General features: G+C 40.9%; 13 protein-coding genes. 2 read left to right on the top strand and 11 right to left on the bottom strand.

The annotated features are described in order from the left end of the window. Together C900_RS10375 and C900_RS10370 are read left to right on the top strand one after the other, a co-directional pair. Nucleotides 1-322 (top strand): GIY-YIG nuclease family protein (locus tag C900_RS10375; protein ID WP_245558418.1); only part of this gene is annotated, 322 nt, incomplete at its 5' end. A 515-nt stretch (nucleotides 323-837) separates the two neighbouring features. After that, the gene (locus C900_RS10370; RefSeq protein ID WP_009579780.1) at nucleotides 838-2,289 is read left to right on the top strand and encodes a hypothetical protein; all 1,452 of its coding nucleotides are present in this window, start codon (nucleotides 838-840) and stop codon (nucleotides 2,287-2,289) included. 459 nt (nucleotides 2,290-2,748) lie between these two features. Here the strand turns inward: C900_RS10370 and C900_RS10365 are convergent, their stop codons facing one another. From C900_RS10365 to C900_RS10315, 11 genes are all read right to left on the bottom strand, one after another. After that, nucleotides 2,749-3,165: a response regulator gene (locus C900_RS10365; protein WP_009579779.1), complete on the bottom strand. Its 417-nt coding sequence runs from the start codon at nucleotides 3,163-3,165 to the stop codon at nucleotides 2,749-2,751. 210 nt (nucleotides 3,166-3,375) lie between these two features. Then, nucleotides 3,376-4,923 carry an L-piperidine-6-carboxylate dehydrogenase gene (amaB, locus tag C900_RS10360; RefSeq protein ID WP_009579778.1) on the bottom strand — a complete coding sequence of 516 codons (1,548 nt, stop codon included), beginning with the start codon at nucleotides 4,921-4,923 and terminating at the stop codon, nucleotides 3,376-3,378. 174 nt (nucleotides 4,924-5,097) lie between these two features. Beyond that, entirely contained in the window at nucleotides 5,098-6,537 is a 1,440-nt protein-coding gene (locus tag C900_RS10355; RefSeq protein ID WP_009579777.1) for a trypsin-like peptidase domain-containing protein, read from the bottom strand. 67 nt (nucleotides 6,538-6,604) lie between these two features. After that, nucleotides 6,605-8,632 (bottom strand): excinuclease ABC subunit UvrB, encoded by a 2,028-nt coding sequence (gene uvrB, locus C900_RS10350; RefSeq protein ID WP_009579776.1) that lies wholly within the window; start codon nucleotides 8,630-8,632, stop codon nucleotides 6,605-6,607. A gap of 290 nt (nucleotides 8,633-8,922) precedes the next feature. Then, entirely contained in the window at nucleotides 8,923-9,729 is an 807-nt protein-coding gene (locus tag C900_RS10345) for a class I SAM-dependent methyltransferase (protein ID WP_009579775.1), read from the bottom strand. Between the two features lie 22 nt (nucleotides 9,730-9,751). Continuing rightward, the gene (locus C900_RS10340) at nucleotides 9,752-10,798 is read right to left on the bottom strand and encodes a hypothetical protein (protein WP_009579774.1); all 1,047 of its coding nucleotides are present in this window, start codon (nucleotides 10,796-10,798) and stop codon (nucleotides 9,752-9,754) included. 270 nt (nucleotides 10,799-11,068) lie between these two features. Continuing rightward, nucleotides 11,069-11,503 (bottom strand): hypothetical protein, encoded by a 435-nt coding sequence (locus tag C900_RS10335; protein WP_009579773.1) that lies wholly within the window; start codon nucleotides 11,501-11,503, stop codon nucleotides 11,069-11,071. A 304-nt stretch (nucleotides 11,504-11,807) separates the two neighbouring features. Continuing rightward, the gene (locus C900_RS10330) at nucleotides 11,808-12,545 is read right to left on the bottom strand and encodes a shikimate dehydrogenase family protein (RefSeq protein WP_009579772.1); all 738 of its coding nucleotides are present in this window, start codon (nucleotides 12,543-12,545) and stop codon (nucleotides 11,808-11,810) included. Then, nucleotides 12,545-13,486 (bottom strand): DUF368 domain-containing protein, encoded by a 942-nt coding sequence (locus C900_RS10325; RefSeq protein ID WP_009579771.1) that lies wholly within the window; start codon nucleotides 13,484-13,486, stop codon nucleotides 12,545-12,547. Before C900_RS10325 ends, C900_RS10330 begins: the two co-directional genes overlap by 1 nt. A gap of 13 nt (nucleotides 13,487-13,499) precedes the next feature. After that, on the bottom strand, nucleotides 13,500-14,273 hold the full coding sequence (locus C900_RS10320) for a phosphosulfolactate synthase (protein WP_009579770.1): 774 nt from the start codon (nucleotides 14,271-14,273) through the stop codon (nucleotides 13,500-13,502). Next, entirely contained in the window at nucleotides 14,273-15,676 is a 1,404-nt protein-coding gene (locus C900_RS10315; protein ID WP_009579769.1) for a tetratricopeptide repeat protein, read from the bottom strand. Before C900_RS10315 ends, C900_RS10320 begins: the two co-directional genes overlap by 1 nt. Nucleotides 15,677-15,700: the final 24 nt, after the last annotated feature.

Here is a 15,700-nt window from a genome sequence, read left to right as displayed (position 1 = left end):
AGGTCACCGGTTCGAATCCGGTATTCTCCACAATCAAAGCACCGGTGCGGTGCTTTTCTTTTTTATGGAATATCATGTTTACATTATTTATAGCGTAACGAAGGACCGGTACTACATTGGGCAATGTGAGGATTTAGATAAGCGGATTTCGGACCATTGCAATAGTCGGTCAGGGTATACCAAAGGTGTGAGTGACTGGGAATTAAAATGGAGCAAGACTTTTGTGACTCGCTCTGAGGCATTACAGGCGGAGCGTTTTCTAAAGAAGAAGAAGAGCCGGAAATATCTGGAATATATAATTTCGGGAGGGGAGTTAGGCTAGAGCGTCCCGAAGGCCTTCTATAGTTGCTTTAACCGGGTGGATTAAGGATTAATGTTGTTAGTCTTAGTGAAGCTCTTGCCTAAAATCCCGATCATACCCGCATGTTTCAACTATTAACATAGGTTATTCCAGTAGAATTGCTAATTTTTGTCTAAAGTAGTATGTGACATGCAGACTTCTTTTGTTATATCAATTTTGTTTTTAAATTTAACAGTTGCTTATCGGGTCAGGTTAGTTTGGTAATATAATTTCAAATTAATTTGGACAAACAAGCGCCCGGATCGAAAAAGTGCAATTTATTGATGTAATTAATTGCTTTTGCAACTGCCTGATTATCATAGGAAAACATTTGCCAAATCGGGGAGCTGTAAGGAAATAATTTGTGCTTAGGTATGAATCTATAGGATAAATTTAGTATCTTTTCCGATCACAATGGGTCACTAACGCTATTGATCCGTAGTTTTTTACGTACGTAAAATGTTTTATAAATTAACTTTTTGGAATAAAGACAATATATGGCTAAGCTGAAAAATATCATTAAACAATTATCCAGCAGGGATTTTCAGGCAATACATGATTCACTACTAGAGAGCAATGCGGATAAATCAGCTTATCTAATCAAGGCCATGAGGGAAAGGCAGCTCTCCGATACAAAGATAATGCAGGAGCTTGAAGTGAATACAAATGCTTACTATACGCTACGTTCCCGTTTAAATCAGAAAATAGAAGAATATCTGCTCCAGCAAATGGAAAGTCCCCGGACTGATATTCTTAAAAAGGTAGCCAATATTAATGAGATAATCTTCACAAAAAAGAAAGCTATTGCGATAGCCACTTTAAAAAAGCTGGAGAAGGAGCTATTGGACTATGATCTTTCCAATGAGCTTACAATTGTATACAAATCCTTAAAAAAGCTTCATATAAACGCTCCTGATTATTATAGCTACTCTCAGTTATATAACAGGCATGTGGCTTATATGCTTGCTGTTGATAAAGCTGAGGACCTGTTAGCTGAGTATTTTAAGAAATATGGACAGTATGCACTTTCTGGTGAAGATGCCGATAAAATGGGCCTCGCCTTGCTTTTAAAGGAAATGTATAACGTTAGCTCCTTGTATGAGTCACACCGGTTGTATGTGTACTACAGTTGTATGGTTATCTTCCACAGACTGTTTGTGGACCAGCAAGATACTATGGATGACGATCTTGAGCCTATAGAGGATATATTGGAAAATGTTCAACGAGTATTTAATCAATATCAACTTGACTCCATATATTACCATTTAAATCTTGTGTTTGAATTCCTCAAGCTGGAATACTACAACCACTATAAAGTGTATCGCAAAGCCGAGAAGTTTTATGAAGAAGTTAATGATGCGGTCAGCAATTTACTTACGAACTATACACTTTATACTTATCCTGCGCAGTTTCTCATAACAAAAATGCAGCGCCATATCAGGCAAAATACTACAGACGAGATATACGAAGAAAACGAGGCGGTATTCCATGACTTTGAAATTGACAGGTTGGATGTGGCAACATATGTGACCTATACTATGTACCGGGCTCTTGCCTGCTATTATGTGGACAAGTATGATGAAGCTGGCAAATGGATCAACAATTTGTTGAATGAAGTAAGTCTTAAAAGGTACCCGTTTATACAACTGGAGATCAAGATCATTTTAGCACTGCAATATTGCCTGGTCAACGATTTTGATTTGTTCAATCAATTGATCAACAGCATACAGCGTCAAATAAGATTACTGGGGAAAGATCATTGCGAACATATTCTTTTATTGTCAAAGGTATTGAAAATTGCTATTAGTGATAATAAAAGAAATAAGACGGAGAAGATCAGGACTCTTTTGACGAAATTCAAAGGAGTGGAGACGAAATACTTCTCACCAACACAAATGATCAAACTGGATGATGAATTCATCAACAGATTAACATCAGCAAGGGCTTAAAAAGCCCTTTTTTTGGGCCAGGCAGAAATGTTGCGAGTGGGAAGTCCTGCTTTCATTATCCGTTAATGGTTAATGGTTCATAGTCAATAGGTTGATGTACAACTAATGATCAAGAGTATATTCCAGATGGCTTTCATCATCCTGAATATAAGCTTTTCTTCAATATCTTCTTTCTTGCATTCCTGACGCAGCCTTTCCTTTTTCCGTCATTCCTTGCGCAGTAGAGCGGAGATCCAGGATCTTCCTGATCACACCACCGCACGGGTTAGTTCCGGGAAAATGAATAAATGAATAGCTTCAAAGCGTTGAGCATTCAGCTATAAGCCGGACAGAAACCCGGTATGGTTGGCATTCGTCAAAAGGCAGTCGGCAACACCAACCATGGATTAGCATGTAAAGCTGACCCAGGAGGATCCAATAGATTTGGCGCTCCAAACTTTTAACTGAAAGTTACGTGATTTATATGCTCAGTTTTTCCAGATTTTCCTGGGAAAGTGGCTTGTTAATGTATTGCTTCACGTAGCTGTACTTCTTTGATTTATTAACATCCTGAGGGTTAATGGAAGAAGTAAGCATCACTATCTTACATTTTTTGCGAGTCCCTTCAGATAGTTTTTCAAATTCATCAAGGAATTGAAACCCATCCATCAGGGGCATATCTATGTCCAAAAAGATAACATCCGGTAAAACCTTGTCAGAAATTTCTTCAACTTTTTCTATATTCTTGAGAAATTCAATAGCACTTTTAGCACCGGTGTGTGTATATATATACTTTGAAATATCTGCTGCTTCTATCATTTTTTGATTAATGAGGTTATCTATCTCATTATCATCGATTAACATTACAGAAATATATTTCTTTGGTGTATCTGACATATGTTTTTGGGTTATCTAAGCTAAATATAAACTATAAGAGAGTAATTACAAAATAAATCTGTTAACACTTATCCACTTCCAAAATATACGATCTTTAAAGGAAAATGAAATGTTTCCACTCACAAAAGTTCTTTGTGAGTGGAATAAAAAAATCACTATTTGCCCCTTTGGTGCTATAATCTTTTTTTTGAGAAAAGAGCAAAGACTAAATCATAGGTCAAATTTAATTCCTTGAGCCAGTGGAAGTTCTTTGCCATAATTCAGGGTATTGGTTTGTCTCCTCATATACACTTTCCATGCATCTGATCCTGACTCGCGTCCACCACCTGTTTCTTTCTCTCCTCCAAAGGCTCCACCAATCTCGGCTCCTGATGTGCCGATGTTGACGTTTGCTATGCCGCAATCTGAGCCGGCATGGGAAAGGAATTGTTCAGCTTCCCGCATGTTGGTGGTCATAATGGCAGACGATAACCCTTGTACCACTCCGTTTTGGATTTCAATAGCCTCATCGATGGTCTTGTATTTAATGAGGTAAAGTATTGGTGCAAAGGTCTCTTCCTGAACAATTTGCAGATCATTGGTGGCTTCAGCAACAACAGGTTTTACATAGCAGCCCGACTCATACCCTGCGCCTTCGAGTATACCGCCTTCAACTACAATTTTACCGCCTTGTTTGTTTACTTCTTCGATGGCATTTTGATACATTTTCACGGCATCCCTGTCGATAAGAGGTCCTACATGGTTTTTTTCGTCCAGTGGATTGCCAATGCGTAGTTGTTTGTAAGCATTGACCAGTTTATTCTTCACTTCCTCGTAGACACTTTCGTGAATGATCAATCTTCTTGTAGAGGTACACCTCTGTCCACAGGTACCTACTGCCCCAAACAGCGCGCCCACTATAGATATGTCCAGGTCTGCATTTTCGGTGATAATGATGGCGTTGTTGCCTCCTAATTCCAGTAGCGATTTTCCAAGCCTCGCACCCACTGCTTCTCCAACCTTTTTCCCCATGCGTGTGGAGCCAGTGGCTGACACAAGGGGTATTCTTTTGTCATTTGAGATCAACTGTCCGATACGGTAGTCCCCATTGACAATACATGAGACACCCTCCGGTACATTATTTTCTTTAAATATTTTTGCAACGATATTCTGACAGGCAACGCTACAGAGCGGGGTCTTTTCAGATGGTTTCCAAATGCATACATCACCACAAACCCATGCCAGCATAGTATTCCACGACCAAACAGCAACGGGAAAATTAAAAGCAGAAATGATCCCTACAATGCCAAGGGGGTGGTATTGTTCGTACATTCTGTGGTTAGGCCTTTCAGAATGCATGGTAAGGCCATGCAACTGTCTGGAGAGACCAACAGCGAAATCGCAGATATCTATCATTTCCTGCACTTCGCCTAGCCCTTCCTGGTATGACTTGCCCATTTCATAAGATACCAGCTTGCCAAGTGGTTCTTTATACTTTCTTAGTTCATCGCCAATTTGTCTTACTACCTCACCTCTTTTAGGAGCGGGTACCAGCCTCCAGGATCTGAAAGCTTCAGTGGCAGTTTTTACTATTTCCTCGTATTGATCTTCTGTAGTGGCTGATACTTTTCCTATCAATTTGCCATCTACGGGTGAATAGGATTCTATTAGATCTCCTTCTGAACCCAACCACTTTGTACCAGTTGAAGAACCTGAATTTTCGGCTTTTACACCTAACGCTTTGAGCGCTTCACTTATACCAAAGTTATCGTTACTCATGATTTAATTTTTTATTTGCTGCAAAGCTAAAGAATTGTCATTAAGGATTGACCCGGCACATTAAAATAATCTGGTTACTGGTCATTGGCTGCTGGTCACTGGTTCCGGTTTGGCTTTAAAATTGATTAACGCCTAACGCTTAAACAATTAACCATTAACCATTAACAAAGTCGTCTACCAGTTTATGCCAAAAACACCCGATTCTCCATTAGGATATATTCCTTCTACCAACATGCCACCATTTTTATTGGTGAGGATATTGTTAAGGTCTTTTATGCTGGTCACGGTAACCTTGTCTATTTTAGTAATTATAAAGCCTTCCTTGATGCCAGCTTCCAACCATTTACCTTCGGTTACGGAGATTATCTTCACCCCGCCCTGTAGCTCCAGATGGCTTAGCTCTTCTACATTGAGATTGTCAAATTCAGCTCCTTCAATTTCAAAACGATACTCCTTAGATACTATTTCAGTTGTTCCTTCAGTGTTTCTCAAGATGGCGTCCACCACGTTTTTGTTCCCATTTCGAAGATAGGTCACCTGTATCTTGTCTCCCGGTCTGTTACGCGCTACCTGCTCCTGCAATTCCGACACATTCGTTACTTTAGCCTGATTGATCGCAACTATAACATCGCCTGGCAGTATGCCGGCTTCTTCGGCCGAACTATTCTTATTGACATAACTGACAAAAACACCCGACACTACGCTGAGTCCCTGAGCCTGAGCCAGATTGGAGTTTACATCTCCGATCCTTATCCCCAGCAGTCCTCTCTGTACGGTTCCAAATTCCAATAGATCGTCTACAACCTTCTTAACCAAAGAGACAGGCACTGCGAATGAATAGCCTGCATAACTTCCGCTGGGTGTGGCTATGGCAGTGTTGATCCCAATAAGTTCGCCATTTAAATTTACCAGCGCCCCTCCGCTGTTGCCGGGGTTAACTGCAGCATCTGTTTGGATGAAAGACTCAATTTGAAGGTTATTTTTATCCCTGAGGATACCAATATTTCTTGCTTTTGCGCTGATTATACCTGCTGTAACTGTTGAATTAAGGTCAAAAGGGTTGCCTATGGCCAGTACCCATTCGCCAGGCATTACCTTATCAGAATTGCCATACCTTACGAAATCGAGGTTTACTTCCTCCACTTTTAACAATGCCAGATCAGTTGTTGGGTCTGTGCCGATTATTTTAGCAGCGTATGTCCTGTTATCATTAAGGATCACTTCTATTTGGCTGGCATTTTCTATTACATGATTATTGGTGACAATATAACCATCATCAGATACAATTACCCCTGAGCCGGAAGATTGTGATGGCCCTCTGAAAGCCCCTTCCAAAGGGTTAATGCTATATTGGCCTGAGGAGTACAGGGCTCTTATATGCACTACGCCTGAAATCACTTCATTGGCTGCGTAAATAAAATTCAGCCCCTTAGGTACTACAACATTATTGCTGTCCGGATAGTTGGTGAATGCTACCTGTCGCTGTCGTTCTGTTATGGAGTTGTAGTTATTTGAAGGATTGTTGTTGAGGTAGTAAAAAATGATGGTACTGGAAAACAGCGCTGCCAGTACGGATGAAAGAAATATACCAAAAAAGAATTGCCGTCTGCTCATATGATTCTATATAACTGAAATAATATACTTAACGTTCAAATCCACTTTTCAGTTTGGATTTATCTGATTATGACTGCTTTTCTTCCTGCAATTTTTTAAGCTCCAGCATTTCATCCCGCAATTTTGCAGCTTCAATAAAGTTAAGTTCTTTGGCTGCCTTTTCCATAGCCTTTTGGGTTTTAGCTATTAATTTTTCGAGATCATTTTTGCCCATATATGCTACTACAGGATCGGCAGCCACAGATGGAGCCTCCTCACCGGTATAGTACTTTTTGACACCCTTCTTTTTATCTGCAACACCAGTCTGTTGTAGTATCGATTCCTTAGACCTTAGGATGGTTGTTGGGGTAATTCCATGCTTTTCATTATAGTCCATTTGGATGCTCCTTCTTCGGTTTGTTTCATCTATGGCAGTTCGCATAGACTCAGTGACAGTGTCAGCATACATGATCACTCTGCCATTCGCATTCCTTGCGGCACGGCCAATAGTTTGTATCAGCGATCTCTGGTTTCGCAGAAAGCCTTCTTTGTCAGCATCAAGTATAGCCACCAGCGATACTTCCGGGAGGTCAAGGCCTTCCCGTAAAAGGTTAACACCCACCAAAACGTCAAAGACTCCCAGGCGTAGTTCCCTCAAAATTTCAACTCGCTCCAGGGTGTCCACTTCACTGTGTATGTACCGGCATTTTACCCCGGCCCGTTCTAAGAACTTGGTTAGCTCTTCAGCCATCCTCTTGGTAAGGGTGGTCACCAGCACGCGCTCTTCTTTCTTTACTCTTTCATCTACTTCTTCCAGCAGGTCATCGATCTGGTTCAGGCTTGGCCTCACATCGATTTCGGGGTCGAGCAAGCCAGTGGGGCGTATGATCTGCTCAACTACAATGCCTTCAGATTTTCTCAGCTCATATTCAGAGGGTGTGGCACTGACGTACACCACCTGGTTGAGCATTCCTTCAAATTCATTAAATGTCAGAGGCCTGTTATCCAGGGCAGCAGGCAGTCTAAAACCAAAATCCACGAGGTTTACCTTTCGCGAACGATCACCACCCCACATAGCTCTCACCTGGGGAACGGTGACATGGCTTTCATCAATGATCATAAGGTAATCATCCGGAAAATAATCTAGCAGACAGAATGGTCTGGCGCCCGGACTTCTGCGGTCAAAGTACCGCGAATAGTTCTCTATGCCTGAGCAGTAGCCGAGTTCGCGCATCATTTCCAGGTCAAATTCGGTTCTTTCCTTTACACGCTTGGCTTCGAGGTGTCTTTGTTCAATTTCAAAATGGTTGACCTGTGCGACAAGATCATCCTGGATCTCCCTGATGGCCTCGTGCAGGAGGTCTTTACCGGTCACAAACAGGTTTGCAGGGAATATGGTAATTACCTTCTCATCAGCGATTGTCCTTCCCGTTACGGGATCAATCCGTTGTATGGCTTCTATTTCATCACCCCAGAATATAATGCGGTAGGCAAAGTCTCCATAGGCAATAAAAATATCCACGGTATCTCCTTTTACTCTGAAATTCCCTCGTTTAAACTCACCTTCTGTCCTACTATAAAGAATGTCAACAAGTGCAAAAAGCAGTCTGTTACGTGCAATGGTTTCACCCACCTTAAGCTTGATCACATTTTTACCAAACTCTTCAGGGTTTCCGATGCCATAGATGCATGATACTGATGCTACTACTATGATATCACGCCTGCCGGTGAGAAGTGAAGAGGTGGCGCTCAGGCGTAGTTTCTCAATTTCTTCATTGATAGAAAGATCCTTTTCGATATACAGGTTCGAAGAAGGTATGAATGCTTCCGGTTGGTAGTAGTCGTAATATGAGATAAAATATTCAATAGCATTTTCAGGGAAAAAGCGTTTGAATTCCCCATAGAGCTGTGCGGCAAGGGTCTTATTATGACAAAGTACCAGTGTGGGTCGGTCTACATTGGCTATTACATTGGCCACGGTAAAAGTTTTGCCTGTTCCGGTAGCACCTAATAGGGTTTGAAAAGGTTCTCCAGATTCAAGTCCCTGGGTCAACTGCTCAATAGCTTTGGGTTGATCTCCGGTGGGTACATATTCGCTGGTAATTTTAAAACTCATATTATTCCGTTTCTGCTCTTGTTCAAATCTAGTTTAACGAGTGAATTGCACCAAGAGTTCAATAGAATTACATAGTGTCCCTGAGAAAATACCAATGTCTGCGTTACGCTCATATCAAAAATGTTCGCGTACCCAAGTATGCTCTGTTTTTTGGAATCTCACACCTGTGTGCCATAGCACTTCGGTACGCAGGCACAAGCCCTTGCTCTGCCCAGGCGGCTACGCGAAGGCGAGCTTGATCTTGGCGTTTTCAAGCCGCTTAGGAAGTTCTTTACAAGCGCTATATGCTCCTATACCTTTTTCAGGTATACGGTGAAGAGATTGGAGTACATAATGGTATTTTCATCTCTCAGAAAATTCATGAAATCATCTTTGAATTTTTGAGCCAGCTCCGTGCTTCCTAGTATGTCTGAGAATTTGGTCATAGCAATTTCCATTTTCAGATCCCATAAGTAATCATTGTGAGCATCTACCTTTCCTGCTATGAAATGGTAGGGCCTGATGTCGATATGATCAAGTTTAAACCCAGCCAGCAGGCCATAGTGCATGAGTTTTCTTCCAATTAAAGGGTCAAAACCTGTTTCGGCTAACCCGGAAAGTACCTTATCTAAATTTTCGATGGTTTCAGGATAATGAAACAGTAATTGGCCGTCAAGGTCCTGTAGCATTACCGTGCCACCATTTTTGCAAACACGGTACATTTCTTTTATTCCTCTTACCGGTTCCTGTAGGTATTCTAATAGAAACCTTGTGTAGAGAAAATCAGCCGAGTTATCTTCAAGTGGTAATTCATAGATCGAACCTTGCTTAAACTCAGCATTATTCAGATGTTTACATTTGTTCCTTGCCTCTTCCAGTCGTTCATTGCTCAGATCAACTCCTTTCACGGTGGTGTATGGGTACTTTTTAGCAATCGCTGAAGCAATGGCGCCTGCGCCACAACCGATATCTACTATATATGTGTTGGTCTCTTCCGGGATCCGGCTGGTAAGAAAATTTTCAATGAATTCATCCGTATTTACTTTAGCATCCAGTCTGCCGGCTTCACGGGGGTCATCCATAAAATATTTTGATTGCTTTAAATCAGGTGTATTCATATCGTTGGTTTTTTAAGATTTTTTAAGACGCTTTGGATTCGAGGTTCTTTATTTTGAGATGTTCAGTAACCTCTTTTAATTCTGATTTGAGGTAGCTACGCCATTCTTCAAATACACTATTGTCGCAGGTGAAATAATTGTAGGTTCTCATAGATTTGCCTCCATAAGCCTGGATCAGGCCTTCATATTCCGGGGCAACCAGGAGCGGCACACTATCCAGGTCTGACTGGCGATAAAGATTGCTGATATGATAAAGAATCGATTTTATAACTTCATTGAGCAGCCAGATGGGATGCTGAGAGTCGAGAATTATTTCACAAGAATTTTCCAGCAGGCTGAAATTCAGGCCGGTGGATGCTCTGTTAATAACAGAAACACCGAGGATCTTATGGCTTTCATCTTTATACGCCACAACTTGCCTGGTTCGTGTCAAACCATATTTACTGTATTCCTTATCAAGAGTGGAAAGTGTGAAATCATCGCTGTCAAAATCCTGAACCCAGGAATAGAAGTCACCTTTTTCCCGCTTTATAAAATCTATAATGCCTTTTTGGTTGGTTTTGTTCAACTCTTCAGCGAAGACCCGGTCCCAATGTAGCGGAACAGGCTTAACAGGGTAGCTGAGGTAGCTATAGGGGCTCAAATGGCTATGTTCAGTGCCTGCTGCCTTGTGGAGATGTGAAAACATATTGTTAGCAAACCTCGTCTTCGGCTGATAATAAACCTGGATGGCATTTTTTTCCGTAATGTCATTTTCAAGAATATTTAGAAAATGAAGTAATATCAACCTGGTATTTTCAGCCTGATTAGATACCATGTGCTGAATGCAATAGCTACGGAGCGTACTCCTCCATGCAGACACCGATGCAAAAAGGTCCTTTTCCGGACGGCTATAGGTCAACAATAAAAAATTTTCCCATGGCATTGATAATGCCATATCCCAATTGGCCTTGATCATTGGAAAGAGATATTGCATTTTCTCCTTCTTCTCCTGATATAAAAAATTGTACTTGTCATAGCATTGAAATAAGTCTTCCACCCTAATGCCATTTACATTTGCACCTATCATAGCTTAATTTTTTTCTTTGAATATAGATAGTCAGAAGAAGAAGTTAAATTCATTAATCATAGTTCAGTTGCGCAGGTAATAATTTATGTATTAAGAGATTTAATTAGGTGTTGTTTTGAATATATATGATATTATATGATTTAATAGATGATTAATATCATATAGTTATCGGTCACAAAAGGTGTAAGATTTGTGAAAAAAGTGGGGAAATATCCCTGTGCCTGGACTTTTAACCAACTATAGCACAGGGAGATGAAAAATGGGCAATCGTCAAACAGTCTGCTTAGAATCTTCCCGTATCCATTCGGTGGCATCTTCCATAGAACCGAAGACACGGTAAAGTAGTCCCATTTTTTTGAATTCAGGATTCTCTTTAAGGTCAGTTACAGATAATTCAGTGAATACATTATCGTTGAGGATAACGGCTGTTTTTTTAACTCCGAGCTTAATAATTGAAGGAGTATAGGTATTGATAAACCAATCATTGGCCTTTGAAAAGGGGCCGGAAAATTTTCTTACATCTTCAATCAGGTTGACGATCTTATGTTTCTTGATAAGTTCAAGAGACTGCTCATGAACTTTTATGATATTATCTACATCCAGAAAGCCGTTCCAGTTAAATAGGAGGGTGTCATTATCAATAAGATGAAACACCAGATAAGGAGATTTGGACCCAGCCTTAGTTAGTTTTAATAATTCTTTCATTGTACAATGAATTTAGTTTAAAAAGCTATAAATGAAATTTTAAAGTTAGAAGATGCTGAGCCAACTATCTATTGCGGTTTGATTTAAATATTACATCACATATTTAAATGTTATTATCTGAATAGTTATTATTTTGATGGCGGTTGACTTTGTTGCTTAACATACTGATCATTAAATGATTACCTGTTTTACCCCTTAAATATAAAGCGATTGCCGATGATTTTGATAATGTGATTTTTATGATGTAAGGCCATACAATGAATCGAGAATGCATAAAAAAAAACCGAACTTACAGACGGGCCGATTAATGATGCCACAGTCTCCACGATTCTTCTGCCTGTAAATGAAGCATTTCCAGACCGTTTTTGGTGCTGGCGCCATGTGCTTTTCCTTGAAGAAGGAATGCTGTTTCGAGTGGATTATAAACGAGGTCGTACAAATAATGACGGGGAGTTACCGCTTCATATGGCAGTTGGGGAATAGTAGAAGTGTTGGGATACATGCCCAATGGCGTAGTATTAATAAGCAGGTGATGTGTAGAGATGATCTCCGGAGTAATTTCTTCGTAGGTAAGTACATTCGATACCGACTGACGCGATACGAGTCTGTAGGGGATCTGAAGGCTTTCGAGCGTTGCAACAACTGCTCTCGAAGCTCCGCCCGTACCCAATACCAGGGCCCGATGTTTGTAATTGCCCTCCAGCCAGGCCATTAAGGAGTTTTTGAAACCATAGAAATCGGAATTATAGCCATATAACTTTCCGGCTTCTACTTTTATTACATTTACGGCGCCGATTTTAAGGGCGGCATCATCGACTTTATAAAGGAAGGGTTGAACAGCTTCCTTGTAGGGGATGGTAACATTGAGCCCCTTCAGGTAAGGATTGGCGCTGATGAGTGCGGGTAATTCATCTATTTCCCGGAGTTCAAATAACTCGTAACGACATTGATCAAGTCCTTCTCTCTCAAACTTTTCAGTAAAGAATTTTTTTGAAAAGGAGTGTGAGAGCTTTTTCCCGATCAAGCCATAAAGCTCTGGCATCAGTTTGCTCTTTTGGATTTGTAATTAGCCACTTTTTCAATCAATACCACTACAAAAATACCTAGAGCCATGAATAAAATGGCTGTCAGTACATGTGGATATTCTCCGAGTTCGCGCATGTATTCTCCGGGCAAAACATTTTTCGTGAGGTACGGAACCTGCTCACCATGGCTGTTGATACGGAAAGCGACCGGAATTTTCCATGGCCATACTTTATTGAGTGATCCAATCATAAATCCCGAAAGAAGTCCTATAGTGATGTTATGGTAGTTTTTTAACAACCATGAGATCAGCCTGGAAAATGATAGCAGACCGAAAACACAACCTACTATAAATATGGCTACCGTCATTACATCAAAATTACTCAGGGCTGTCATCATATACTCATACTTACCCAGGATCAGCAGGATAAATGAACCTGATATACCGGGTAGTATCATAGCACAAATAGCAATAGCGCCTGAAATAAAGATAAACCAAGGGGCCTCAGGTGTCTCTGAAGGAGTAGCTTCGGTAATCAAATAGGCCGCCAGTATGCCTGTAAGGGTTGCCAATACTACGCCAATACTCCATCTGTTGATCACCCTTAATACCAGGATAGCGGAAATAATGATCAGGCCGAAAAAAAATGACCACAGTGGGATAGGATAGTTTTCCATTAAAAAAACGATCAGTTTTGCCAGTGTCAGAAAGCTTGTGGCAATGCCCAACACCAGGGGCAGAAGAAAACTTCCGTTGATCTTCTTCCAGAAAAGCGGTAACTGGAGGGTAAACAGCAGCTTAATGGCTTCTACATCAACTGCTTTTATGGAGTCCAATAGTTTTTCGTATATACCTGTAATAAATGCAATTGTTCCACCGGATACGCCAGGCACTACATCAGCCCCGCCCATTCCCAATCCCTTAAAGTATACGAGCAGGGTGTCTTTGAATCTATGCATCGGCACGGAAAGTTTAGCTTTTACCGTTTAACGAGAGAAAATGATTGAAAGTATCTCCTCGCAGACCCAGACGGATGGTTTCGAGGGGAATTACTTCATTAGGGGCAATGTTTCCTAAGTTGACATTGGAACCCAATAATTTGATGAACCATACCTGTTGCGCCTTTTGGGGGGCTTCCCAAATAATTTTCTCAAAGGGAATTTTGGTCAGGATCTCCTGTACCAACCCTGATCGTACTTCACCTGTAGAACGGAAAAGTCCGACATTTCCGCTTTCCCTGGCTTCTCCTATCACCTTCCAGGCTCCGGCATCCAGTTCCGCCTGCATTAATTTTATCCACTGATAGGGAGGAATGATCTTTTCCTCATCTTTAGAGCCTACCTCTGAAAGCACTGTGACCTGTTCGGACAACTGGCTGATCAGTTGACATTTCTTATCGTGATCGAGCTCTATGGAGCCATCAGAGACTTCGGCATATTCCAGTTTATACTTGTCGAGTATTTTTCTATAGTCATCGAATTGATCCCTGATGATGAATGATTCGAAAAGCGTACCTCCGAAATAGACAGGTATGCCCGCATCCTGGTATACTCTTATCTTCTCCTTCAGGTTAGGCGTAACATACGAAGTAGCCCAACCGAATTTAACTATATCCACATACTCTCCGCAGATGCTTATAAAATCTTCAACTTCTCGAATGCTCAGGCCTTTGTCCATGGCCATAGTAAAACCATATTGCCTGGGCTTGGTGGTGCGCTCAGGAATGTTGTTTAAGGTATAATTCATCAGGAATTTTCTTTTCTAAATTGATCAATGATTTTGTACAAAGCTTTTTGAGTTTCTAGTTGTGGGAAAAACTCAAAGAGAGCTTCATGTTTATCAAAGTCCAAAATTAATGCATTTTCTAAATAATTAAAGGCTTCTTTGTATTTGCCGGCAGTAATTAGGTAGGCAGTAATACGATAGAAGAAGTCGGCATCATCAGGATTGTCTTCTAATCCACTGATAACCAGATCGATAGCTTTATCGTATTCGCCTTGCTCGTAATAGATGTAGGACCAGTTGAGCCAGATCTCTTTGTCCTCAGGGGTAAGCATGCTGGCCTCTTCATACGCATCAATGCTGGATACAATATTTCCGATCTGATATTCTGTTTGCGCTACTGCTTTCCAATATTCAGGATTTTCGTGGTCCAGCTTTAGCGCTTTATTGTAAAAGTGCAGTGATTGATACCATTTTTGCTGTTTGTTGAGGCACTTACCTGCTCCGAACCAGGCTTCGTCATACAGGTTGTCGAGCTTGGTAGCTTTTTGAAAATATTTCAGGCCTAACTCATACTGCTCCATTTTTTCGTAAACGGTAGCCATCTGGCAGTATACTTCGGGGCTTGGACCTTCTATGTCTATAGTTTTTTTATAGGCATCCAGCGCCTGAGGATATTTTTCCATTTGAGCATAAGTATTGCCCATGTTAAAATATGCTGAAGAAAAATTCTCTTCAATGACAATGGCATAGTCATAAGCATGGATGGCCTCGTCAAACCTACCCAGTTTATTATAAACGATGCCCAGGTTGTACCAGGCCGCCTGGGAATAAGGATCGGCATCTATGAACTTTTTATAGTACGAGATACTGCTTTCCAACTCACCACAAATATCCAGACAGTATGCCAGCTCATACAGGGCGCCATCATGGAAAATATTTTCTTCGATAGCGTTTTTATAGGCATCGATAGCTTCCTGGTACTTTTCCATGCTTTGGTAAGCAAGGCCTATACTATAGTATACCTCGTCTGTGTCTTCAGCAAAGGGCAAGGCCTGAAAATACGTTTCAATAGCAGCCTCATATTGTGCTTGCAGGGAATAGATCGATCCTTTCAGAAAATATATTTCAGAGTCATTAGGTTGGAAAGATTCAGCTTTGTCTAGCAGGTCAAGAGCCTCCTCATATTCCTCGAGGTTGGTTAAAACCTGTGCTTTGGTAATAATTAATTCTGTGGAGAAGGGGTATTGCTCGGCTGCCAGGTTGATGGCGCTAAGTGCCTTTTTGTATTGACCACGCTCAATATATAAACCTATGATCTGCTCGAAGCTGTCAAGCTCAAAGAAATATGTGGCTCTATTTTTAACGTGATCCTCAAACCTTTTTATCAGTTCGTTCTCTTCTTTTCTCTTAAAATTCTCAGCCATTCAATCACCTCAAAAGTTTAAACA

This window comes from Fulvivirga imtechensis AK7, assembly GCF_000331535.1.
GTDB lineage: Bacteria > Bacteroidota > Bacteroidia > Cytophagales > Cyclobacteriaceae > Fulvivirga > Fulvivirga imtechensis.
The sequence above is the reverse complement of the archived record's forward strand: the minus strand, read 5'-3'. Positions and strand labels throughout refer to the sequence as shown.